The 23324-nt window shown below is 58.5% G+C and carries 25 protein-coding genes and 1 pseudogene; 6 read left to right on the top strand and 20 right to left on the bottom strand.

Features of this window, described 5'->3' with window-relative positions:
* Positions 1–16: 16 nt before the first annotated feature.
* From CLM72_RS20555 to CLM72_RS20530, 6 genes are all read right to left on the bottom strand, one after another.
* On the bottom strand, positions 17–229 hold the full coding sequence (locus tag CLM72_RS20555) for a tail protein X (RefSeq protein WP_105227843.1): 213 nt from the start codon (positions 227–229) through the stop codon (positions 17–19).
* Positions 229–690, bottom strand: a complete 462-nt coding sequence (locus tag CLM72_RS20550; RefSeq protein WP_105227841.1) for a head completion/stabilization protein — start codon at positions 688–690, stop codon at positions 229–231. The genes CLM72_RS20555 and CLM72_RS20550 overlap by 1 nt, the downstream gene beginning before the upstream one ends.
* Positions 687–983 (bottom strand): hypothetical protein, encoded by a 297-nt coding sequence (locus CLM72_RS20545; protein WP_105227839.1) that lies wholly within the window; start codon positions 981–983, stop codon positions 687–689. Before CLM72_RS20545 ends, CLM72_RS20550 begins: the two co-directional genes overlap by 4 nt.
* Positions 984–1081: 98 nt before the next feature.
* Positions 1082–1783 (bottom strand): phage terminase small subunit, encoded by a 702-nt coding sequence (gpM, locus tag CLM72_RS20540; protein ID WP_105227837.1) that lies wholly within the window; start codon positions 1781–1783, stop codon positions 1082–1084.
* A 10-nt stretch (positions 1784–1793) separates the two neighbouring features.
* Positions 1794–2846, bottom strand: a complete 1053-nt coding sequence (locus tag CLM72_RS20535; protein ID WP_105227835.1) for a phage major capsid protein, P2 family — start codon at positions 2844–2846, stop codon at positions 1794–1796.
* 46 nt (positions 2847–2892) lie between these two features.
* Entirely contained in the window at positions 2893–3738 is an 846-nt protein-coding gene (locus CLM72_RS20530) for a GPO family capsid scaffolding protein (protein ID WP_105227833.1), read from the bottom strand.
* A 153-nt stretch (positions 3739–3891) separates the two neighbouring features.
* Between CLM72_RS20530 and CLM72_RS20525 the strand changes: the two genes are divergently transcribed.
* The 3 genes from CLM72_RS20525 (at position 3892) to CLM72_RS20515 (ending at position 7626) form a co-directional block, all read left to right on the top strand.
* Entirely contained in the window at positions 3892–5652 is a 1761-nt protein-coding gene (locus CLM72_RS20525) for a terminase ATPase subunit family protein (RefSeq protein WP_105227831.1), read from the top strand.
* Positions 5652–6674, top strand: a complete 1023-nt coding sequence (locus tag CLM72_RS20520) for a phage portal protein (protein ID WP_105227829.1) — start codon at positions 5652–5654, stop codon at positions 6672–6674. The genes CLM72_RS20525 and CLM72_RS20520 overlap by 1 nt, the downstream gene beginning before the upstream one ends.
* Before the next feature lie 157 nt (positions 6675–6831).
* The gene (locus CLM72_RS20515) at positions 6832–7626 is read left to right on the top strand and encodes a DNA adenine methylase (RefSeq protein WP_058410919.1); all 795 of its coding nucleotides are present in this window, start codon (positions 6832–6834) and stop codon (positions 7624–7626) included.
* Between the two features lie 1614 nt (positions 7627–9240).
* On the opposite strand, the gene CLM72_RS29345 is transcribed toward CLM72_RS20515, so the two are convergent.
* From CLM72_RS29345 to CLM72_RS20475, 7 genes and pseudogenes are all read right to left on the bottom strand, one after another.
* A complete protein-coding gene (locus CLM72_RS29345) occupies positions 9241–9489 on the bottom strand; it encodes a hypothetical protein (protein WP_105227825.1) in 249 nt (82 codons plus the stop codon).
* A gap of 559 nt (positions 9490–10048) precedes the next feature.
* A complete protein-coding gene (locus CLM72_RS20500; protein ID WP_069868706.1) occupies positions 10049–10318 on the bottom strand; it encodes a short-chain dehydrogenase in 270 nt (89 codons plus the stop codon).
* 327 nt (positions 10319–10645) lie between these two features.
* Positions 10646–11686, bottom strand: a complete 1041-nt coding sequence (locus CLM72_RS20495; RefSeq protein ID WP_105227822.1) for a DMT family transporter — start codon at positions 11684–11686, stop codon at positions 10646–10648.
* Between the two features lie 69 nt (positions 11687–11755).
* The gene (locus CLM72_RS20490; protein WP_003193349.1) at positions 11756–12091 is read right to left on the bottom strand and encodes a hypothetical protein; all 336 of its coding nucleotides are present in this window, start codon (positions 12089–12091) and stop codon (positions 11756–11758) included.
* 243 nt (positions 12092–12334) lie between these two features.
* The gene (locus CLM72_RS20485) at positions 12335–12700 is read right to left on the bottom strand and encodes a DUF2784 domain-containing protein (protein ID WP_044275129.1); all 366 of its coding nucleotides are present in this window, start codon (positions 12698–12700) and stop codon (positions 12335–12337) included.
* 51 nt (positions 12701–12751) lie between these two features.
* A complete protein-coding gene (locus CLM72_RS20480) occupies positions 12752–13078 on the bottom strand; it encodes a helix-turn-helix domain-containing protein (protein ID WP_047711582.1) in 327 nt (108 codons plus the stop codon).
* Positions 13062–13313 (bottom strand): annotated as a pseudogene (locus CLM72_RS20475) (type II toxin-antitoxin system RelE/ParE family toxin); the annotation flags it as partial. The gene CLM72_RS20480 and the pseudogene CLM72_RS20475, both read right to left, overlap by 17 nt.
* A 224-nt stretch (positions 13314–13537) precedes the next feature.
* On the opposite strand from CLM72_RS20475, the gene CLM72_RS20470 reads away from it, so the two are divergent.
* On the top strand, positions 13538–14224 hold the full coding sequence (locus CLM72_RS20470; protein WP_054897203.1) for an HAD-IA family hydrolase: 687 nt from the start codon (positions 13538–13540) through the stop codon (positions 14222–14224).
* Between the two features lie 127 nt (positions 14225–14351).
* Here the strand turns inward: CLM72_RS20470 and CLM72_RS20465 are convergent, their stop codons facing one another.
* A complete protein-coding gene (locus CLM72_RS20465) occupies positions 14352–15098 on the bottom strand; it encodes a 3-oxoacyl-ACP reductase family protein (RefSeq protein ID WP_057701055.1) in 747 nt (248 codons plus the stop codon).
* A gap of 107 nt (positions 15099–15205) precedes the next feature.
* Between CLM72_RS20465 and CLM72_RS20460 the strand changes: the two genes are divergently transcribed.
* Positions 15206–16129: a LysR family transcriptional regulator gene (locus CLM72_RS20460; RefSeq protein WP_105227818.1), complete on the top strand. Its 924-nt coding sequence runs from the start codon at positions 15206–15208 to the stop codon at positions 16127–16129.
* Between the two features lie 105 nt (positions 16130–16234).
* On the opposite strand, the gene CLM72_RS20455 is transcribed toward CLM72_RS20460, so the two are convergent.
* The 3 genes from CLM72_RS20455 to CLM72_RS20445 all read right to left on the bottom strand — a co-directional run bounded on the left by CLM72_RS20455 (position 16235) and on the right by CLM72_RS20445 (position 19658).
* Positions 16235–16963 (bottom strand): aspartate/glutamate racemase family protein, encoded by a 729-nt coding sequence (locus CLM72_RS20455; protein ID WP_057701053.1) that lies wholly within the window; start codon positions 16961–16963, stop codon positions 16235–16237.
* Between the two features lie 13 nt (positions 16964–16976).
* Positions 16977–18506, bottom strand: a complete 1530-nt coding sequence (locus CLM72_RS20450) for an NCS1 family nucleobase:cation symporter-1 (RefSeq protein WP_105227816.1) — start codon at positions 18504–18506, stop codon at positions 16977–16979.
* A 417-nt stretch (positions 18507–18923) separates the two neighbouring features.
* Positions 18924–19658, bottom strand: a complete 735-nt coding sequence (locus CLM72_RS20445) for a phosphoadenylyl-sulfate reductase (protein ID WP_105227814.1) — start codon at positions 19656–19658, stop codon at positions 18924–18926.
* A gap of 151 nt (positions 19659–19809) precedes the next feature.
* Here CLM72_RS20445 and thrH point away from each other — a divergent pair, with 151 nt between their 5' ends.
* Positions 19810–20427, top strand: coding sequence for a bifunctional phosphoserine phosphatase/homoserine phosphotransferase ThrH (thrH, locus tag CLM72_RS20440; RefSeq protein ID WP_014719505.1), 618 nt, complete (start codon positions 19810–19812; stop codon positions 20425–20427).
* 641 nt (positions 20428–21068) lie between these two features.
* Here thrH and CLM72_RS20430 read toward each other — a convergent pair.
* The 3 genes from CLM72_RS20430 to pabB all read right to left on the bottom strand — a co-directional run bounded on the left by CLM72_RS20430 (position 21069) and on the right by pabB (position 23304).
* Positions 21069–21431, bottom strand: coding sequence for a type II toxin-antitoxin system HigA family antitoxin (locus CLM72_RS20430; protein WP_105227812.1), 363 nt, complete (start codon positions 21429–21431; stop codon positions 21069–21071).
* The gene (locus CLM72_RS20425; protein WP_105227810.1) at positions 21431–21733 is read right to left on the bottom strand and encodes a type II toxin-antitoxin system HigB family toxin; all 303 of its coding nucleotides are present in this window, start codon (positions 21731–21733) and stop codon (positions 21431–21433) included. The genes CLM72_RS20430 and CLM72_RS20425 overlap by 1 nt, the downstream gene beginning before the upstream one ends.
* A gap of 227 nt (positions 21734–21960) precedes the next feature.
* On the bottom strand, positions 21961–23304 hold the full coding sequence (gene pabB / locus CLM72_RS20420; protein ID WP_105227808.1) for an aminodeoxychorismate synthase component I: 1344 nt from the start codon (positions 23302–23304) through the stop codon (positions 21961–21963).
* Positions 23305–23324 lie beyond the last annotated feature (20 nt).

Raw genomic sequence — 23324 nt, 5'->3', positions numbered from 1 at the left:
CCTTGGTTGCAGAGGGTCAGTTCCATAGCTGCACCATCTGCCGCTGGGGCGCGCTGGTTTGGGCTTCGGGCATGTTGACGACAAGGCCGTGCGGCAGGATGGGGCCGTAGTCAGCCAGGCCGGGGTTGGCTTCAAGCACGGCCTCGGTGACGCCAGCAGTGCGGCCGTAGAAACGCCAGCAGAGGGCGTCAACGGTGTCGTTTTGGTTCGTGCGGACAGCGATGGGCATCAGATCAACTCCACGGTGGTGCGGCTTAAACCGAGGAAGTCACGCACGGCCCAGCGCAGATCGCGGCGGTAGTCGTCGATGGTCGGGGCTGTTTCTTCTGCTTTATCGGTGCCGGTGTTGGTTGCGCTGTAGTCGCGGTACCGCTCGCAGACTTCGGCGCCGGTACCGGCCTCGATCGCGCGGCGATACAGGTGGGCCTGGACCGATACATCTTTGATCTTGTCGTCGGGTACTTCCGTCAACGTGGCGTAGCCAGCCGCCAGTTGTTTGGCTTTCCACGACTTCAATTCACGGTTGAGATTGATGGCTGCGGCGATTACGGCAGTTTCAAGGCGTGCGGGGCTGACGCTGCTGTCAATGCGCAGGGTGGCGCGCAGCTGCTCAAGGTCGATTGAGGGCCAGAACGGGTCGGTATTGATATGACCGCCGCTGACTGGGCCGCTGGCTACAAATGCGCTCAAAGGGAAGGGCCTCGGATGTCTGCGCGGGAAACTTCGCGCAGGATCTGCTGCCTGGTGAATTCGGGGTGTCGTGTGCAGAGATTGTCCATCGCCCGCATAGCGTTGCGGTTCACCAGCCCACGCTCGTGCGAGTTAGCCGGCATGATGGCGCCTTGCTTGATGGGGCCGGTGCAGACGGTGCGGTCGTAAGCCTCTGTCTCAGCGATGTACTGTTCAGCCGCAGCAAACAGGCGCCTTTCGGATTCAGAAGGAGTGAAATCACCCTGGTAGAGGTTGGCGAAGGCGGTATTCATGACTGCTCCGATAGATCGCCGGTGGTCGGGGCTTCACGTTCAGGAGGAGCGGCCTGGCCGATCCGCCCCGAGCCGGCGGGGTGCGTGGGGACGCTCGGTTAACTGCCTGGGGCAGTGTGTTTTTTGAGGAGACGCTCGACGCGCTCCAAATCTTTTTTGCCGCCGCAGTTGCTGTGCAGATCGATGGCTTTGGCCAGGTGCTGCTTGGCCTCTGCCAGGGCTACCAGGTTGTCGGCAGCCGAATCATCAGGAATGGCTGCCAGTGCCTTGCCAAGCGCCAGGTGCAACTTGGCGCGAGCCTGGTCGGGCATGTCCTGTTCAGCAGTGATGCGCTGGGCTTCCTCTAGGAACTCCAGTGGAAAACGATCGCCAGCCTTTTGCGCCTTGAGGGCGGCTTCGGCGATTTCCTCGGCGATCAAGGTGCCGGTGGTACGTTCGAAGCGGTCCGGCATTTTCAGACCGTGCTTGATGACGTAGTCAGCAATCGTCAGCGCCCCGCCGTAGCCGCCCGCGTCAATACACCAGAGCATGATCGTGGTCAGGACTTCGTCCTGGGCACCGTTGCCAGCGTCCAGCACACCTTGCACGTAGGGCTCGTACTCAGGGATCAGCAGCGCCTTGAGTTCAGCTTTGCCCTGGTTGGACTGCACCTGCTTGAGGCGCGCGCGGTGCTGGGCCAGTTGGGCCAACTGGTGCTCGTAGGCAGTAGCGCCTTCCATTGAAGTGGCCGGCGCAGTTGCGGCGGACTCAATGGCTGCGCGTTTGCGCAGCTGGTTACGTTGGGCTGGTGTCTGGTGCATGGCGCGCCTCTTAGGCCTCGGTCGGTGCTGGATAGTTGACGGCCGTGATGCCTTCCACCAGTGCGACCAGGCCGAAGTCTTCGATCACGTAGGCTTCGTTGGAGGACTGGTAGTCGGCGACACGATCCAGCTCGGGTTCGTCTTTCAAGTGGCGACGGCGGGCACCGTTTTGGTAGTAGATCGAGAGGTTGCTGAGGGTGGTGACCAGGACGGTGTTATCCGGGAAGAACGGGGCGTCGACGACCGGCAGGCCACCCAAACGGGCGCGGCTGACAATCTCTTGAGCGGCGTTTTCTTCCTGGTTGGAGTCGGCGCCCTTTTCCACGGCTGCCAGCAGTTTGCTGTGCATCAGGTTGCGGGAAACCATGACGCGCAGATCCGGGCGGGTGCGGTGCCATGGGTCGAGCATCTGGATGGCGTCGAACACCAGGCCGTCGAGGTTGGCGTAATCGCCCTCGAATACGGTGTCGACACCCGCAACCTTGATGACCTTGCGGGGGCCGATGGTGGCAGCATCGAGCACGCGGTCGTCGGCGCTGATGCGGATTTTTTGCAGCCAGCCGATGTTGACGTCTTGCAACAGTGGGTTAGCGGCGCGGTTGGTGGTCGCAGCGGCGCTGGTACCGTTGAAACCGATCATGATGCGGTCTAGTGCCTGGCGCAGGATGATCGCGTTGCTCAGCTTGACTTGGAAGTCGGGAAACTTGGCCCAGGCATCCAGCAGGGCATATGGGAACGCGCTATCGAAGTTCGTCTGCTTGCAGACGTAGCTGTCCTTGCTCAGCGTGCTACGGCTCAATGGGCTGCGAGGGGTGCCACCGGAGGTATCTGTGCGGCTTGCAACCGGGCCATTGACACCCAGCAGCAGGGCCTCGCCGGACTGCTCGTCGACGCCAATGATGTTGATCTGTTTCAGGAAACCATCGGATTCCTGCACCGCAACTTCCAGTTTTTGCTGGATGCTGGGGTCGACGCTGAATTTTTCGTGGGCACTGGCTACGCCGTTGAGCAGGGCGATCTGCACGGCCAGGGCGGCGAAGGCAAAGCGTGTTTCTTTACGCATGGGGGTGTTCTCCGGTGAATAGGCTTGTCGGTGTTGGGCCGTGGGTTCAGTAAGCAGTCAGTACGGTGCCTGCACCGCCGGTGCTGTGCGGGCGCTGTGGCTGGCTGAGGTCAGCGGTTTGCCCGAGCTTGGTTTTGAGCTCTTTCAGCTCGGTATCCAGGCTGGTGAACTGCTTTTTCAGATCGACCAAGGCCTTGCTTGAAGCGTCGGCTTGCTCAGCCTGCTGGGTGGCGAGGGTTACCAGGCTTTCCAGCGCTTCACCGATGTCGGAGAAAGTGTTGGCGTCCTTGCCATCCTTGTCCTTGCTCAGTTTGATGAACTCACCGAGCTTGGCCTTGATTGCTGCAAAAGCACTCGGCTGGTCGGTGACTTCTTCGAATTCGAGTAAGGCTTCCTCAGCAGCGCTGAACAGGTTGTCTTTGTCCTGTTTGCGTCCGGCCAAGGTGCCGTGTGTAGCGCTGAAGCTCAGGGCTTCGGTGCCCAGGCTGGCTGGGGTGTCAGTGATGGCGAGGCCGACCAAGTAGGCCTTGCCGCTATCGGCAAACTTGGGCTGGATCTCGACCGAGGTGTAGACCTTCTGACCGGCCTTGTTCAAAGCCAGCAATGCATCGTTGGGTTCGAGCTGGGCGAACAACGCCAATTTCTTGATGCCGGCAATCTCGACTTCTTCAGCCTTGAGCGCCACTACGTCGCCATAAGCGCCGAACTCGCCGCCGGGCCAGTAACCCTTGATGTGTTCGCAGTTGATGCGAGCGCCATAGGTGTTCTGGCTGTACTGCGAGGCCATGTCGTCAATCCAGCTCCGCTCGATGATGCGGCCATCGGTGGTCGCGCCTTCTACGGCAATGCGGGTCCACTTGGAGCGGAATTTCTGTTTGGTGCTGCTGGCCATGGGGAGTCCTCAGTGCGGTGGCGGCGAACTGCCGTTGCGATGTGGGCATGGTCGGCAGCTGTGGCCTCGCGGGCAACGAGCCGCACTTGTAGAGCAAGGCTTTACAGGGAGCAGAGCGGGTGTACCACGCGCGCGGGAGGCAGCATCTGCGCCATGAATGCTCTCGCTGAAATTCCCGTCCGTGATAACCGTCGCCAGGCCAAATTTTTGTACTGGACGGGTTGGCGCATCACCGAAATTGCCGAGTACCTGGACGAAAAAGAGAAGACCGTCCACAGCTGGAAGGCCCGTGACGAATGGGACCGGGCTGATAACGTCGAACGCATCGGCGGGGCGCTGGAGGCGCGTTTGGTGCAGCTGATCCTGAAGGACGGCAAGACCAGCGGCGACTTCAAAGAAATTGATCTGCTCCACCGGCAGTTGGAGCGCCAGGCCCGTATTGAGCGGTTCAAGGGCGGCGGTACCGAGTCTGAGCTAAACCCGAAACTGAATGACCGCAACAGCGGGCCGAAGAAAAAGCCGAGTCGCAATGAGTTCAGCGAGGAGCATATCGAGCTGCTCACTCAGGCGTTTGTCGATGGGTGCTTCGGCTATCAGTTGGATTGGTACAAGGCTGGCAATCAGCGCACCAGGGCCATCCTGAAAAGCCGGCAGATCGGGGCGACTTTCTACTTCGCCCGTGAGGCGTTGATTGATGCCCTGACCACGGGCCGTAACCAGATTTTCCTGTCGGCTTCGAAGAATCAGGCTCACATTTTCAAGTCGTATATTCAGTCTTTTGCCAGGGAAGTCGTCGGCGTTGAGCTGACTGGCGATCCCATCACGCTGGCGAATGGCGCCGAGCTGCACTTCCTGGGCACCAATGCCCGCACCGCCCAGGGCTACCACGGCAATTTCTACTTCGACGAATTCTTCTGGACGTTCAAGTTCAAGGAACTGAACAAAGTCGCCTCGGGTATGGCGATGCAAAAGCAATACCGCCGTACCTACTTCAGCACGCCGTCGAGCATGGCTCACGAGGCATACACGTTCTGGACGGGTGAGCGATTCAACAAGGGCAAACCCGCTGCCAATCGTATTTCGGTCGATGTTTCCCACGATGCCCTGCAGCAGGGACGTTTGTGCGAGGACAAGGTGTGGCGGCAGATCGTCACGATTCTGGACGCTGAGCAGCGCGGCTGTGATCTGTTCGACCTTGAAGAGCTGCGGCAGGAGTATGACGCCGAGGCCTTCCAGAACCTGCTGATGTGCCAGTTCGTGGACGACGGGGCGAGCATCTTCCCTCTGTCGATGTTGCAGTCGTGCATGGTGGACAGCTGGGTTAACTGGGCCGAGGACTACAAACCATTGGCGCCGCGCCCGCTTGCAGACCGCCAGGTGTGGTTGGGCTATGACCCGGCTGAAACGGGCGACAGCTCTGGTCTGGTGGTCGTAGCGCCGCCGATGGTGCCGGGCGGTAAGTTCCGGGTCATTGAGCGGCACCAGTTCCGGGGCATGGATTTCGCGGCGCAGGCTGAGTCCATCCGCATGGTGACCCAGCGCTATTGGGTCACCTATATCGGTATCGACGTAACAGGCATGGGTTCTGGTGTGGCGCAGCTGGTGCGGCAGTTCTTTCCCGGACTGACAACGTTCAGCTATTCGCCAGAGGTGAAGTCGCGCCTGGTGATGAAGGCCTATGACGTGATCAACAAGGGCCGACTGGAGTTCGACGCCGGCTGGACGGACTTCGCGCAATCACTGATGGCGATCCGTAAAACCATCACCGCCAGCGGCCGACAGTTCACCTATACCGCCGGGCGTAGCGAATCCACCGGCCACGCCGACCTGGCCTGGGCTCTTTTCCATGCACTACACCACGAACCGCTCGAAGGGCAGACGGCTGCCAATACCGGGCTGATGGAGCTTTTTTGATGAGTATAAACAATGAGGTGGCGGTTGCCACTGAGCAGGCGGCAAGTGACCACAAGTCGGTGGCATTCACGTTCGGCGAGCCGGAGTCAGTGTTGTCGGCCAGGGAGATATTTGATTCGTTGGAGTGCTGGTTTAACGGGCGCTGGTATGAGCCGCCATTGTCGCTGGATGGACTTGCCCGGTCGGTTAAGGCCAGCGTTCACCTCGACTCGGGGCTGCGATTCAAGCGTAACCAACTGACCCGCACGTTCATCCCGCACAAGATGCTGAGCCGCGAGGCGTTCGACCAGTACGCGCAGGATTACCTGGCATTGGGCAATGGGTATGTGGAGGCGCGGCGCTCTTTGCTGGGCTCGACCGTGGCGCTGAAGCCCCCGCTGGCGAAGTACATGCGGGTCGGGAAGGACGAGCGCTATTTCCAGGTACAGGGCTGGAAGAATGAGCACGAGTTCGACCAGGGCAGCGTGTTCCATTTGCGTGAGCTGGATCTGCACCAGGAAATTTACGGGTTACCGGAGTGGCTGTGTGCGCTGCAATCGGCGCTGTTGAATCAGTCGGCGACGCTGTTCCGCCGCAAGTATTACGAAAACGGTAGTCATGCTGGTTTCATCTTGTACATGACGGACGCGGCGCAAAACGAGTCCGACATCGACGATCTGCGCACGGCTTTGAAAAACTCCAAGGGGCCGGGCAACTTCCGCAACCTGTTTGTGTACGCGCCGAATGGGAAGAAGGAGGGCATTCAACTGATACCGGTTAGCGAGGTGTCAGCGAAAGACGAATTCAACTCGATCAAGGACCAGACCCAGGGCGACGTTCTTGCCGCCTTGCGGGTTTATCCCCAGCTGATGGGCATCGTGCCGAAAAACGCCGGCGGCTTTGGCTCGCCGAAGGAAGCGGGGGAGGTCTGGGCCACCCTGGAGCTTGAGCCGATTCAGACACGCCTGGCCCTTCTCAATGATTGGGTTGGCGAGGAGGTCGTGCGCTTCAAGCCCTTTGAACTTGGAGCGGGGGAGAAATAGTACCCCCGCGCAGTAAACGAGGCGACGAGCTGGTGCGCTAACACCCGCTCGACGCTGAATCACTCGAACGTGCCGAGTGCTCCAACCAAGGCCTCGCCCCACTGCGCAGGGGGTGCGAAGCCTAAGCGAATCCAATTGTCGAAACAAGGATCACTTAATGAGCACACCAATTATCCCGTGGATGGGCGGCAAGCGTCGCCTGGCAGATCGCCTTATCCCGCTGTTTCCACCTCACGAATGTTACGTCGAGGTCTTTGCCGGCGGCGCCGCGCTTTACTTTATGCGGCCCCAGGCCGCCCCGGTTGAAGTCCTTAATGACATCAACGGCGATCTGGTTACGCTGTATCGCGTGGTGCAGAACCACCTGGAGGAGTTTGTGCGCCAGTTCAAGTGGGCGCTCAGCTCTCGCCAGGTGTTCGAATGGCAGAAGATGACCAGACCGGAAACACTCACCGACATCCAGAGGGCTGCGCGGTTTTTCTACCTGCAGCACCATGCCTTCGCTGGCAAGGTCAGCGGGCAGACCTTCGGTACTGCCACCACCGGCCCGGCCATCAACCTGCTGCGGATCGAAGAGAACCTGTCGGCAGCTTGGCAGCGCCTCTCCGGTACCTATGTCGAGAACCTGGGTTGGCTTGAGTGCGCTGAACGCTACGACCGACCGCACACCTTCCATTACATGGACCCACCTTACTGGCAGACCGCTGGTTATGGAGTGGATTTTCCGTTTGAGAACTATGAACGGATGGCCGACTTCATGCGGCGGTGCAAGGGCAAGGTGATGGTCAGCATCAACGACCACCCGGATATTCGAAGGGTGTTTGAAGGATTCCACTTTGAGACGGTGGACATTCGGTACAGCACTACCAATCAGCGGCAGGGGAAGGCCGAGGTCAGTGGAGAGCTGGTCATTATGAACTGGGAGCCGGCGGCACTGGGGGGGCTATTCTAACCAGACTGCATTGGTAGAGCATCACGGCTTGCGCATACGGGTCATAGACCCCGGCTGGCACTCGCGCGGCAGGCTTTAACTGCACATCGCCTAGATACTCTCCGATACGTTCTCTGCAAAACATTGAGCCGCCCATGAGGCGGCTTTTTGCTGCTCGTGAAAGGGGTCTTTGGGATAGAAAAATCCTGCTCGGATGAACGAAAGTCTGTCGTTCTTTAGCATGAAAAAACCCACTTCAACATAGCACTTACGGGGTGTCACGACAAGCAATAAGGGCTGTTCGGCCCAGCAAATACGGGCGATGGCCGTAGGGGGGAGGTGATCAGAGTCACCCTTGCATGGGCGTTTGTCGGGTGGGGTTGTGGCGTGCCACAAAACTCAGGTCGGGGGAGTTGACGTGCTTCACCCTGGCGCGCGCCGTCATCCCCCCACCTCGCCTGCGGGCTAAATGGGTCGTTTTTTCTGCGCACCTGCGGACCATTTGCAGGTGGCCAGGCTGGGGCTCTGCTGGGCGTTGTGGGGAGGTCGAAAGCCTGCGGAACCCTGCACCGAGGGGGGATTTCTTTGAAAGGTCTGGAGGCTTTGCTGTGGAGGTAGAGGGGGGGTATCTCAAAAAGAGTAATTTCAGTAACCACCTCCCGGGAATGGGCTGGAGGCCGCGTATTCCGTGGGGTTCGGTATTACAAAAAGGAGTAACAGAGAAGTAATTGAAAAGGTAATTATTTTTCAAGTTGTTGTTTTTAAAGGGGTTTTATAAATATGAGAATTACATTTATAAAGAGTAATCAGATTACTTCAATATTACTTAAAGATTACCTTTTGGATGAAACTAAAAACCCTTTAATTTCAATGGTTTGAGCGTTAAAAGCGGTCAAGATTACTAATGTTACTCTTTTTTTTACCCCCCTCCAGATTTCGGATTCTGGCCCCCTCTACGTGTGATGCGCACGCGTAACGCGGTGTAAGCTGAGGCCCATGGGAATGGCGTGGGAATACTTTCGCGCAACTGGCACCGCTGGAGCCCTTGTATTCCGGGGCCTCGGCTCAGCGATCGAGGGTGCGGGTACTTTCGAATCTCTCCTTCACCGCCATATTGATACCTAAAGGCCCCATAAATGGGGCCTTTTTGCATTCTGCGTATTCTGTTTCCCCACTCAGGTTTCGCATGGTTTGGTCCCGGGGCCTTTTGAGCCTTAAGCCTGCCATTGTACGAACTATCCTTTTTTAATCGTGATCTGGTTGGCCTCCTTTTTGATTAGGAGCCAGTTCAGGGGGCTGTTATTTGTGAGGTTTGTGCTGGCATTGGTTGATGATGAAAAGAGCCCCAGACGTCGGGGCTCAATCCGATTCTCTACTTCAACTGGGCGGGCGTTCCTTGGGTATTGAAGGTTGCCCAATCTAGCACCTGAGATACGACGATTCCGTCATCACTATCTATTAGCGTCCTAAAGTAGTCTCGGAGGCCAACTGCACTGGTGTTGTCGCGATTGAAGCACCAGAGAGACTCAAGGATACGCACCGCGCCAAATGTCGCTAGCATGTCATACAGAGGCTTATAGTTGCGTTGCTTTCGTAGGTCATATTCCAAAAAATACAGAGCCATATCGTCTCTCCTTATCGCGATTTGTCAGATTGAGATAGGACAGACGCAGCGAGCGTCTTCGTGGTATCGCTGTACTTCTCGGATTGCAGAACCTGCGAGGCCTTTGTCTCCATTGCTTTCCCTGTCTCCTTTGCAGAACAGGATTGGGAGAGCGCAGATGCTGCTAAGCTTTTCGCAATGGCTGAGGCGTTAGGATCGCGAAGGGTTTCAGACGCCAGGGTGGCGACCTTCGGCGATGATTGCTTAGTGTTTTTGCTCATGATAGCGGTACCTATCTCAGTGGGATTTGCCCGCCTGAAAAAAGGCACCGTTGAGCAGGTTTCACAATCCATCGTTTGACGATGGGGTAGTGATTCGCTCTAATGCCGACTCTCAGGTCGGGTTACAACAAACCGCTGGCTTGAGTGGGCGAGTGATTACGTTCTGTCCGGAAAAACGAAGCGTAATCACCCGCTGTCTTCTTACCTGCCCATGTTAGGGCACGGCCAACGCTAACCCCTACATGTAGGGTTTTTTTTGCGTCTGAACACAAGATAATGCGTTTTTGGGGGCTTAGCAACGCACTGCCTGTGGATAACGCTGTACGTAAAATGTGTATGAAACGTGGAGCACCCTTGTAACCCGCATGGCTACTACATTCAGCCGTTTATCACCGAATATTCTAGGAAAAAGGTGACTAGGAAAAAGGTGACTAGGAAAAAGGTGATGGATTTATTTGATTTTCTCTTCACTACCAAATTCGAAGCAAACAATCCCTCTGGTTTGAGAGGAAAACAGAGGGATTGTAGTTTTTAAGTTTGAGAACGTAGATTTCTTAGGTCACGCGCTCGGCACATCCATCCGTCGTCCAATCACATCGAGCAAATCGCACCCGTCCCGCAGCGGAATTGAGCAGAGCAGTGCAAAATCACTGAGCACCACCGCATCACTACTGATTTCACTACGTAGAGCAAGGTTCTCAAGGACTTGTGTAACGGCACGAAGTCGATAGGTCGCGGCGTCGAGGAGTATTTCCAGCGGCACGGTGGTATCGACAAAAAGGGCAGGAGTGGCGCTGTCGTTGCTGGTGAGGGCAATGTATTGGTTCATGTGTAAAACTCCGGTTGTCAGAGGAGAGCAACCACACATTTGTCGCCAAACAAAAGGGTGGCAGCTGTACGCAGGTTGGCGAACCGGGACAATCGGAAAAACCGGCAGACCCGAAGGTCTCCCGCGCACAGCTACCGTCGAGCAGCTTATTGCGCGCAGAAGCATCCCGCAAATACATAGGGGAGTTTCTATCGATTTATCGTCGAGTCGCCAAACCCGGTCGCTGTGTGAGCGACCGAGAGACTATAGGTGTGGCGATTTTAAAAAGGCAGCCTGTCGCTTCTGAATGGAGTGTAGGACGTTGCCCAAAGCCACCAGCACCCGCCCTCAATGCCTATGCCGATGATGCACATCCGGAAAATGCGCATGGCTATGTCTCATCACTCCATGTGCATGCACATGGCTATGAGGCACCTTCGAGTCCCACTCAAACCCATGCTCATGTTGATGATGCTCATCATGCACATGCCAATGCCCATGTTCCGTTGCCTCATGCAGATGCTCATGGGCATGCCGCTCCGTCAGGTGCAGCCACACGCCTACGGCCATCAGCGCCGAGGCAATCCAGAAGGCCACGGTCACCGATTCGCCAAATACTAGCAACGCCACTGCAGCACCGAGAAAAGGTGCCGTGGAGAAGTAAGCGCCGGTGCGCGCGCTGCCCAGCCCGCGGAGGGCCAGCACGAACATCACCAGGCTGATGCCATAGCCGAGGAAACCTACCACCAGGATCGGCGCCAGTTGCGCCATGCCGGGAATCTGCGCCCCGAGGTAAAGTGCCAGGCTGCAATTGACCAGCCCCGCAATCAAGCCTTTGGCACCTGCGATAAACAATGCGTCAGACGCGGACACTTTGCGCGTGAGGTTGTTATCGATCCCCCAGCACAAACACGCCAGCGCAACGGCAAGCGGTCCGGTCCAGTCCTGGCGGCTGCCGTCGGCACCGGACCACGACAACACCACGCCGCCCAACACAATGGCAAGCATGCCGAGGACGATGCGTCGGTCGGCGTTTTCGCGGAACACAACCCAGGCGATCACGGCAGTCAGTACCGACTCAAGGTTGAGCATCAGGGAGGCGCTGGCGCTGGTGGTACGGGTCAGGCCGAACATCAATGCAACGGGGCCGAGGATGCCGCCGAAGGCGATGGCGCCGAGTAGCCAGGGCCATTCCGATGGGGTTAGCCCGGTAGGTTTCCAGCCGCGATCACGGATCAAGCGCACACCGGCAAGGCCGATGCCGCTGCCGAGGTAGAGCAGGCCGGCGAGCAGGATGGGCGAGAGGCTCAGGCCAAGGCTTTTGGCCAGTGGGGTGCTGGCGCCGAACAGGGCGGCGGCCGCGAGGGCGTAAATGATGCTGAGGTTCATGGGCCATCCTCGAAAGTCAGGCCCATGATACGTCGCTTACCGGGGTCAGCGCCCTGGCAATTTCGTACTTTATTGCGCGGTTTTCAGCTTGATCACATCACCGGATATTTTGGTGGTGTAGCCGTTCAATACCCAGGCCCAGAACCACTTCTCTTGCACTTGCGTGTTGATCAACGCGTCGCCGCCCTTGGCCTTGATGGCTGCATCCTGGGCGCGCACGAAGCGGTTGTTCTGGCCTATCGGGATGACGCCCAGCAGCATGATGCCGGTGGCGCTGGCTTCGCTGTGGCCCAGCACGGTGTATTGGCTGGCGTCGTATTGCTGGGTTTTCATGGCGGTGCCGGTGCAGCCTGCCAGGGTGAAACCAAGTACGGCTGCTGCAACGACTTTACTGACGTATTTCACTCATAACTCCATAGGTTCAATCTCGAGATTCAATTCTCGGGGGGCGACACTCTAAGCGCTCAGTTGGCAGATTGAAATCAATCAGCGAGGCTGTGATGCAGATGACTCAGTCTGGCGCGTGCTCTGCGGTGATCCCATCACAGCCTCGCTGGGGCTCGACAGCTCCCACATTTGCTCTTCGGCGTGTCATAGATGCAACCACGACGGAATGAGGTGCGCTGATTTTTCACCAGCGCAGCTGTCTCAAGCCTGTACGTAACGGCGGATAACCCGCCCATACACCGCGAGGTTGATCACCACCACCACAGCTCCCAGCAGCAGTTGGATATTGGCAGTCAGCCCGGCGGGGTAGATCAGCGTCAGAATGTAGTGCTCGATAAACCCACCGCCATAACCATCCTGCCCGGCCAAGTGGCGAAACAGGTTTTCCCAACGGGTAAGCGGGCAGGGCAGGTGCAGCACCTCTACCGCGATGCCCCAGGCAACGGCGGGCAGGTGCAGCCACATTACCCGGGGCCACTTCAGGGTGAGCAGACCGCCGAACAGCACGAACAGGATAAAGGCCAGGTGGAACAGCACGAGGCCGTCGGCGGCTAGGCGGTAGAGCATGTTTGAGCTCGATGTGAGGTGAAGGGATACGTGAATTTTTGCAGCGTGCCGTTATAGCTCCAGTTGACTGGCATTGATACCGAACGCCTTGGCTATCTTTTCTCGCGTGGTGCGGCGGGGTTTGCTGACCGCTTCCTGCTGGGCAAATGCCGATTGTGAAATACCCAGGCGTCTGGCGACTTCTTCCTGGGTCAAGCTCAGGTGCTCGCGCCACGCGCGAATAGGTGTTGCGCCATCCACCAGGCGGCTGACTACCGCATGGGGGATCAGGTTTGGATCGTTTTGCTGCGCCACATAGTGTTCATAGGGAATCACCACATAGGCTGGCTTGCCCTGCGTATTGTGGATGATCTGTACGGCAGTAGGTTCGCTCGTCACGTTTTTTAACCTCTTGGATACTGACGACCTGGATGCTGCCGTCCCAGTCGAAAAGGACCCGGTAATGACCTACCCGCAAGCGATAGCTGTGAGGATGGTTAACCAGCGCCTTGACGTTGATTGCATCGGGCATGTGTTCAAGAGCGGACACGGCATCGCGTACCTGTTGCTGATGATACGAATGCAACCGAAGCAATTGTTTGACGGCTTTTCGCGTCCATTGGATTGAATTCATGAGAGGTTAATAAGTCTTTTATAAGGTTTGCAATCGGTATTTTCAGATCCGCGTCAACGGGTCATGACGTTTTCCTCTCAAACCCTAGACGGCCGCCGTCAGCGCCGACGGGTAAAACTGTTGCGTGGTATGAATCAACGGATGGTCCACGAAGGTTGCTTGCAGGCAATGAGGGCCGTTATTGTGCTGAATCCTTTTAGTCCTCGCCCCAAGGTTGTGTTGTGATGAATGCACCGCGTAACGCTGTCCCGATCAAAGCCGTGATTTTCGATATGGACGGGTTGTTGCTGGATACCGAAGGCATCTACACCGAAGTCACGCAGATCATTGCCGAACGCTATGGCCGTACCTACGACTGGGGCATCAAGCAGCACATCATCGGGCGGGGTGCCCAGGATTTGGCCGATTACGTGGTCAAGGCACTGGACCTGCCGATCACGCCCGCCGAGTTTCTGGAAATACGCGAACCGCTGATGAGCGAGCGCTTTCCCAAGGCCCTGGGCATGCCCGGCGCCGAGGCGTTGGTGCGGCACTTGAAGGCGCACAATATTCCGATTGCGGTGGGCACCAGTTCATCGCGTAACTCGTTTGGCCACAAGACCACCCTGCACCGTGAATGGTTTGGCCTGTTCGACACCATCGTCACCGCTGACGACCCGGAAGTAGGCGCTGCCAAGCCCGCGCCGGATATCTTCCTCACCGCTGCGCGCCGGTTGGGTGTAGCGCCTGAGGATTGTCTGGTGTTCGAAGATTCGCCGTTCGGCGTGACGGCCGCGAAGGCTGCGCACATGACCGCTATTGCGGTGCCCGATGAGGCGATGGCTGACAGCAAGTACCAGCATGCTGACCAGATTATTCGCAAGCTCGCCGACTTTGATTTGGCGGCCTATGGCTTGCCACCCATGGCCTGACCCCGCGTGGTCAAAAATGTGGGAGCTGGCTTGCCTGCGAAAGCGGTAGTGCAGTGACAGATGTGGCTCTGACACACCGCCTTCGCGGGCAAGCCCGCTCCCACATTCGGTTTGCGGTTTTGCAAAATCAGGCGCTGAAACCACCATCGATGGTCAGGCTGGCGCCCGTGATATAGCCGGCTTCCGGCCCGGCCAGATAGGCCACAAAACTGGCAATCTCCTCCACATGCCCATACCGTCCTACCGCCATCAACCCGATCAGACTTTCGGCAAAATCACTGTTCGCCGGGTTCATATCGGTGTCCACCGGCCCAGGCTGCACGTTGTTGATGGTGATGCCCCGTGGCCCCAGGTCCCGCGCCAATCCCTTGGTCAACCCCACCAGCGCCGCCTTGCTCATGGCGTAGGGCCCGCCACCGCCAAACGGCATGCGCTCGGCGTTGGTGCTGCCGATATTGATTACACGGCCACCTTCGCCCATATGCTTGGCGGCTTCCTGGGTGGCGATAAACACGCTGCGTACGTTGATCGCCAAGGTCTGGTCGAAGTCTTCCAGCTTGAATGCTTCCAGCGGCGCGATGGCCAGCACGCCAGCGTTATTCACCAGGATATCCAGGCGTCCAAACGCCTCGACCGTGGCGTTGACCGCAGCGCGAATCGCCGTGGCATCGGCGCTGTCGGCGTGTATCGCCAGAGCCTGCCCCCCTGCGCTGATCACCTCGTTCTGCAGTGTTTCAGCCTTGGCGGCCGAGCTGACGTAGGTAAAGGCAACCGCTGCCCCCTGGGCGGCGAGGCGCTTGACGATGGCGGCGCCGATGCCGCGGGAACCGCCTTGAATCAAGGCGACTTTGCCGGTGAGGTTGTGTGTGGTCATGTCGATCTCCGAGGTAGTTGATGGAGCGAGTATCGACCTCACCCGCGCTGCTCGGTAGCCCGTGGTTGCTATAGTCTGTGTAAACCAAAAGTTTAGAGTGGGGCGATATGGAAAGCTTTGGCAGTATCGAATGCTTTGTGCGCAGCGCCGAGGGTGGCAGCTTTGCCGAGGCTGCTCGGCACCTGAGCCTGACCCCGGCTGCGGTGGGTAAAAGCGTTGCCAAGTTGGAGGCGCGCCTCGGTGTGCGGCTGTTTCAGCGCAGCACTCGGCGTCTGGCGCTGACCGAAGCCGGCAAGATGTTCCTGGCGGAAGTCAGCGGCAGCCTCACCACCATCCAAAATGCGGTCGCCAACCTGGCCAGTGCCGAAGGGCGGCCGGTGGGCACGCTCAAGGTCAGCATGGGGCCAGTGTTCGGTAACCGGTACGTGGTGCCGTTGCTGGGCGAATTTATGCGGCGTTGTCCGGATATCAGCCCGGACTGGCATTTCGATAACCGCCAGGTCGACCTGATCGGGCAAGGCTTCGATGCGGCCATTGGCGGCGGGTTTGAGCTGCCCCAAGGCGTGGTGGCGCGCAAGTTGACCCCGGCGCACCGGGTGCTGGTGGCGTCGCCGGATTACCTGGCGCGACGCTTGCCGGTGCGGGCGCCCGACGACCTGTCGCACTGCCTCGGCATCTTGATTCGCTCGCCGCAGACTGGCCGGGTGCGTTCGTGGCAACTGACCCACCGTGAGCGCGAGCACAGCCCTCTAGTGCTGAAACCAGCGATGACCATGAGCGACTCCGAAGCCGCTTGCTGCGCCAGTGCCCAGGGCCTTGGCATCGCGCTGGTGAGCATGCCGATGGCGGTGCCGTTCCTGGACAGCGGTGCGTTGGTGCGAGTGTTACCCGATTGGTATGTGGACGACGGCAATATTTCCATCTACTACGCCGAGCATAAATTGCTGCCGGGCAAGACGCGGGCGTTTGTGGATTTCATTATTGAGCAGTTCGCCGAGCAAAAACTGGCTCAACGGTTCAGTGCTATCTGAGCACGGCCTTACATCGAGTCGTGGCCATCACGGGCAAGCCCGGCTCCCACATTGGATTGCGATCACTGTGGGAGCCGGGCTTGCCCGCGATGCAGGCGCATCGGTCTACCGTCCGAACTTGCCCGGCCAGCCGATGACCTTCTTCGGCCTCGGTGTCGCATAAGTCCTGACCTTCGAGGTCGACAACCCCAACCGCACCAACGACTCGGCCACCATCACCGCCGCCGTCACCCCGTCCACCACCGGCACCCCGGTGCGCTGGCGAATCTGCTCGTCCAGCCCGGCCATGCCGCCGCAGCCCAGGCAGATCACTTCGGCCTTGTCGTCGCGGATGGCCAGTTCCGCCTGGTGCACGATGGCCTCCATGGCTGCCAACGGGTCTTCTTCCAGCTCCAGCACCGCCATGCCGCTGGCGCGCACCGAAGCGCAACGCTGGTAGAGGCCGGCGAGTTTCAGCCGGTCTTCAATCAGCGGCACCGTGCGGTCCAGGGTGGTCACCACCGAGTAGGCGTGCCCCAGGAACATCGCGGTGCTGGCCGCCGCTTCGGTGATATCCACCACCGGTACATTGAGCAGTTCCTGCAAGCCTTCACGGCCATGTTCGCCATAGCCGGCCTGGATCACCGCATCAAAGGGCTGGTCGTAGGCCATTACCCGATCCATCACGGCGATGGCTGCCAGATAACTTTCAAAGTTGCCTTCCACCGATTCTGCGCCGAAGTACGGGGTGAGCCCGACAATCTCGGTGCCCGGTGAAGCCACGGCCCGTGCTTGCTGGGCGATGGTGTCGGTGATGGATTCGGTGGTGTTGACGTTGACCACGAGGATACGCATGGAAAGTCCTTGTTTAATGACTGACGTTATCGACGGCGATGCTTTCGCCGCTGACATCGGCGTAGTGCGGCTGACGCTTGGCAATCAGCAGGTACAGCAACCCGGCAATGCCGGCGCCAAACAACCAGGAAAACGGCGAGACGCTGGCAAACCCCGGCAGCAGCGCCAGTAAGATGGCGATCACCGCCGCAGGAATAAACGCCGCCACGGCGCGCATATTCACGCCTCGGCTGTAGTAATAAATGCCTTGGGGGTCTTCGCTGTACAACTGCGGCACATTCACCTGGCTTTTGCGAATCAGCCAGTAATCGACCATGATCACCCCGTACAACGGCCCCAGCAGCGCGCCGAGGCCAGAGAGGAAGTACACGATCACCAACGGGCTGTTGTAGAGATTCCACGGCAGGATCAGCACGGCAACGAAGGCGCTGATCAGCCCGGCGCGCCGGAAGTTCAGGTACTTGGGCGCCAGGTTGCTCAGTACAAAGGCCGGGGCGACGAAGTTGGCCATGATGTTCACCGCCACGGTGACGATCAGGAAGGCCAGGCAGCCGAGCACGAGAAAGAAGGTGTTGGGGATCGCCGCGATGATTTCGGTCGGGCTTTCGATCACCCGGCCATTGAGTTGGAACTGTCCGCCGCACAGCAGCACGGTAATCGCGGCGAACACCAGGATATTGACCGGCAGCCCCCAGAAGTTCCCGACCTGGATGGTCTTGCGGCACGGCGAAGAGCGGGCGAAGTCGCAGAAATTGAGGATCAGGGTGCCGTAGATGGCCAGCCACAGCGCGCCGCCGGCAAAGATATTGCGCCACATCTCGCCGCCACTCAGAGGCTCGCGGATCGACCAGGCAATCTGCCCGTTCGCCTGGAAGTACATCCAGCCGGCCAGTGCGGCCACGGTCAGCAGTATCACCGGCCCGGCGAAGCCTTCATAGCGACGTACCATTTCCATGCCGTAGGCGAGGATCACCAACTGCACCAGCCAAATCGCCACAAAGCACGCCCAACCCAGGGTCGAGAGGCCGAGAATCGAGTCGTGGTCATAATCGGCAAACCCTGGGTGAATGGCCGTCAGCAGCACGCGGAAAACTACCGAGGCCAGGTAGGTCTGGATCCCAAACCAGGCAATCGCAATCACCGCTCGGATCAAGGCTGGAATCTGCGCACCGTGAATGCCGAAACTGATGCGGCTGATCACGGGAAACGGCACACCGGTCTTCTGCCCCATATACCCCGAGAGGTTCATGAAGAAGTACACCAGTGCTGCGCCGATCCCCAGAGACAACAATATTTGCCAGCCGCCCAAACCCAATGCGTATAAACCGATGGCAAATGAATAGTTGGCGATGTTGTGCACGTCATTGGTCCACAACGCAAAAATGCTGTAGCGCCCCCAGCGTCTGCCCTCGATTTTGGTGGGGGCCAGGTCCTTGTTGTGCAGGCGTGGGCTGAGTACCAGCGGGCCGGGGCATGCAGCCTTGGGGTGGAGGGTAGAGGAGGGCAGATCCAGCGCGATATTGCTCGAAAGACTTGTACGCATTCGGCAGGCTCCAGCACATCCGCGGCAAAGCGGCGGACGGCAAAGTGTATGTAGGTTTTGTATTGATTGTATACAAAGCGTACTTCTGCCTAAGCCATATGCGTGCCAATTCTGGATATATGAAAAGCTTGGATAATTTCGTTTTTATATAGGTTGCGAATAACTTACTGAATTACAAACGTTATAAATTGACCGTTTGAACAGGTATTTATTTGTTTGTTAATTGCAGGGCTATTTATAGACAGCGCCATTGGCGCAGGGAGATGTTACGTTTTGGTGCGTTGTACATTAAGTTGCACACAAAAATGGCACTTATGGTTACAAGGTTGTGTACAAGATTTATCCCGCCCAAAAGCAGATATCGCATTCTGTAGGAGCGAGCTTGCTCGCTCCTACAGCGGCGGTGGCATCAGAGGCTCAAGCCTTGCTGATGATATTCCCCGCATGCAGTCCGCATTCTTTCTGCGTGGCTTCTTCCCACCACCAGCGGCCTTCGCGCTCATGCTGGTTCGGCAATACCGGGCGGGTGCAGGGCTCGCAGCCGATGCTGATAAACCCACGCTCATGCAGGCTGTTGTAAGGCAACTCCAACATGCGGATATAACCCCACACCTCTTCGCTGGTCATCTGCGCCAGCGGGTTGAACTTGTACAGGGTACGTTCCGGGGTGGAGAACGCCGTGTCGATTTCCAGCGCCGCCACCTGGCTGCGGGTGCCGGGGCTCTGGTCGCGGCGCTGGCCGGTGGCCCAGGCGCTGACACCTGCGAGTTTGCGGCGCAGCGGTTCGATCTTGCGGATGCCGCAGCATTCGCCATGGCCGTCCTTATAGAAGCTGAACAGGCCTTTCTCTTTGACGAAGGGCTCCAGCTTGCTCGGGTCTGGCGAGATCAGCTCGATGTCGATCTTGTAGAACTCACGAACCTGCTCGATAAACCGGTAGGTCTCCGGGTGCAGGCGGCCGGTGTCGAGGCTGAACACCTTGACGTTCTTGTTCAGCTTCCAGGCCATGTCCACCAGGACCACATCCTCGGCACCGCTGAAGGAAATCCACAAGTCATCGCCGAACTGGCTGAACGCCAGCTTGAGAATGTCCTGGGCAGACTTGTTGGCATAAGTCGTGGCGAGTTCAACGACGTCGAAGGCTTGGTTCATCAGGACGGTTCCTACAGGTCAGTGGCGCTGAGCGCTCTCTAGGAGGGCGATGGTATCAAAAACTGTCCCGCGTTGCGGCGGCGGGCTTGAGTCGCTAGAGTTCGGCAGTCCTTTTGCTCGCTCAACTAACAACATCTAACAGGAGTGTCGTGTGGAAATTGCCTGCCTTGACCTGGAAGGGGTACTGGTTCCGGAAATCTGGATCGCCTTTGCCGAGAAAACCGGCATTGAGTCCCTGCGGGCCACCACCCGTGACATTCCCGACTACGACGTGCTGATGCAACAGCGCCTGCGCATCCTCGACGAGCATGGGCTCAAGCTGGCCGACATCCAGGCCGTTATCGCCACGCTCAAGCCGCTGGACGGCGCCATTGAGTTCGTCAATTGGCTGCGCGAGCGCTTCCAGGTGGTGATCCTGTCCGACACCTTCTATGAGTTCTCCCAGCCGCTGATGCGTCAGCTGGGTTTCCCGACCTTGCTTTGCCACCGCTTGATCACCGATGAAAACGATCGGGTGGTGAGCTACCAACTGCGCCAGAAAGACCCCAAGCGCCAATCGGTATTGGCATTCAAGACCCTCTACTACCGCGTGATCGCTGCCGGTGATTCCTACAACGACACCAGCATGCTGGGTGAAGCTGACCGTGGGATTCTGTTCCATGCGCCGGACAATGTGATTCGCGAATTCCCGCAGTTCCCGGCGGTGCATACGTTTGAAGACCTGAAGAAAGAGTTTATCAAGGCGTCGAATCGGCAGTTGAGCCTGTAAGTTATGCGGCGTGGCTGATTGCCTCATCGCAGCATAGGTATCTACATAACTCTGTTAGCTCAACGGTAACCACGATGCGAAGCGAGCCGCTCTTGATCTTGATCTGCTTTTGATCTTAGGCGTCCCGTTAAACCACGCTGGCCGGAATTCGACAGGGATTTGGGGGGGTAAACCGGCAGGGATGCCGGTTTAGCCGCCCCGCGCCATGGATGGCGCGTGGCGGCGGCCCCCCAAATCACTGGCGGATTACGGGCACACCGAGCCTAAGCGAGGTGCCGAGTGGTGGGGCAAGAGCGCTTTGCTTACTTTCGCGCTTTTCGAAAGTGAGCCGCCGTCAGGGCGGAACCCTAAGTGGCCGTTACCGCAGGAATGGATATGTACACGGTCCAACTGTGTTGACTGTCAGGCCGTCTTCGCAGGCAAGCCAGCTCCCACATTGGATCGCGGGGCATCAGTTATATCTGTGTCGGCTGCCAGGCCGTCACGGGAGCAAGCTCCCTCGCCACAGATTTAGCGTCGTGCCGAAGTTGTGTAGATACCTATGCTCATCGCAGGCAAACCAGCTCCCACCTTGACCATGTAACGTCAAACGACGCGGTCAACTGTGGGAGTCGGGCTTGCCTGCGATGACGTCGGCGCCGTCACGCCTTACCCTCGGCCAGCAAGCGCTCATAAGGAATACGCAAGCCTTCATGCAGACGCTTGATCATCGACAGGCTTAGCTTGCGCTTGTGGTTCAGCACCTCTGACACCCGCCCACTGGTGCCGATAAACGGCTCCAGATCGCGTGCGGTCATGCCCAATTGCTCCATGCGAAACTTGATAGCCTCTACCGGATCCGAAGGGGGCATGGGGTAATGCTCGGCTTCGTACTTCTCGATGAGGACTGCCAGGATTTCCAGCTCATCACCTTCAGGCGAGCCGGGTGGTGCTCCCCATATCTGCTCGACTCGTACGAGTGCCGCAGTCAGGTCTTCCTGGGAGTGAATAGGTTTGATGTTCATCACGCAGTCTCCGCGTTGATCTGGTCGTACTGAGCGTGGGTCCCCACGAACCGTATAAACCCTAGTTGTCGCTGGTAGTCGATCGTCATGATCACTCGATACTTGTTGCCGCCAACGTTGAACACGACCCTGCCCCCCTTAAGAATGCTCGCTGTTCTGAGTTCGGCCTTGAGTGCTTGCGGTGTTGGATAATTGGCCTTTTCCATGTGCCGATACAACTCGACCAGCGGTGTTCTGGCGTCGCTATAAGCTGAATGGCTTTCCCAGAATATTCGTAGGGTAGATAGAGCGATTATCCGCATCGCTTCAACCTCCCGTTTTGGGAGATCATAGGTGCGATTGCGTGGATAGGCAATCTCGGAAATATTTCCAGACGAGGAGGTAGTCGCTTCATGTGATCCTTCACAGGTGGCGGGTGGACGGTCGCTCCGGACGCTATCTGCAAGCGTCTATCCCGTCCACAGCGGTTCTGATTCAGGCTTTTTCTATCGCATGGCGTTCTACTCGAACGCTAGGAAGGGGCTGTACCCTACAGATTTTCCAACGTTTGTAACAACACACGCACCTTCGTCAGAGACTCCTGATACTCCGCCTGCCACTGCGAATCCGCCACAATCCCACCGCCACCCCAGCAACACACCTGTCCGTCCTTGACCAGTAAGCTGCGAATCGCGATGGAGCTGTCCATTTCGCCGCGCACGTCCAGGTACACCAGCGAGCCGCAATACAACCCGCGGCGGGTGGGCTCAAGCTCGTCGATGATCTGCATGGCGCGAATCTTCGGCGCGCCGGTAATGGAGCCGCCAGGGAAGCTGCCGGCGATCAGGTCGAGGGCGTCTTTGTCGTCGGCCAATATGCCAGTGACACTGCTCACCAGGTGGTGCACGTTGGGGTAGCTTTCCAGGCTGAACAGCTCCGGCACTTTCACTGAGCCGATACGGCAACTGCGGCCAAGGTCATTGCGCAGCAGGTCAACGATCATCAGGTTTTCTGCGCGGTCCTTGGGGCTGGCGAGCAGCTCAGCGGCGTTGGCAGCGTCCTCTTCCGGTGTTAAACCGCGAGGGCGGGTGCCTTTGATCGGGCGGGTTTCGACCTGGCCTTCGCTGATGCGCACGAAGCGCTCCGGCGACAGGCTCAGCACCGCGCCGTCATCGGGCAAACTCTGGAACCCGGAAAACGGCGTCGGGCAGGCTTCGCGCAGCGCGCAGTAGGCTGCCCATGGATCGCCGATGCACGGCGCACGAAAGCGTTGGGCAAAGTTGACCTGGTAGCAGTCGCCGGCCTGGATGTAATCCTGGATACGCAGGATGGCCTGCTGGTACGCATCCACGCTGAGGTCCGGCGCCATGGTGCCCTGGAGCTTGAAGGTGGTGGGGGTGTCACCTGTTGCATGACTGAACAGGGCGATCAGACGTTGCCGCTCGCTATCGGCCAGCACTGGGTGAAACACCAGTTGGCTGGTGCGCGCCAGGTGATCGCTGACCAGTGCCCAGGCATACAGCCCCAGGCGCGCATCCGGCAGATGCAGGTCGTCCACGGCCAGGCGCGAGACCTGTTCCAAGTGCCGGCCGAAGTCATAGCTCAAGTAACCGATCAAACCGCCGGCAAATGGCAATTCAACGCCAGCAGGCAGGGCCGCCTCACCCAACTGCGCCAGGTTCTCGCGCAGGCGTTGCAGGAAATCGCTGCCGCGTTCATCCGGCCCAACCGTCAAGGTCGCTTCGGGCCAGGCGCTGAGCAGGTCATAACGCCCCCGCTCGGCAGCCGGGCGGCCGCTGTCGAGCAGCACCGCGCCAGGCGCATGGCGAATAGCCGCAAAGTACTCGGCGGGGTTGGCCCGGTAGGGTAAGGGGTAAACGGAGCAGGTCGACATGCGAGGGTGAATCAGCCAGT

This window comes from Pseudomonas sp. MYb193 (assembly GCF_002966775.1).
Taxonomy (GTDB): Bacteria; Pseudomonadota; Gammaproteobacteria; order Pseudomonadales; family Pseudomonadaceae; genus Aquipseudomonas; species Aquipseudomonas paracarnis.
Note: the sequence above shows the minus strand (reverse complement) of the source record. Positions and strands in the feature narration are given on the sequence as shown.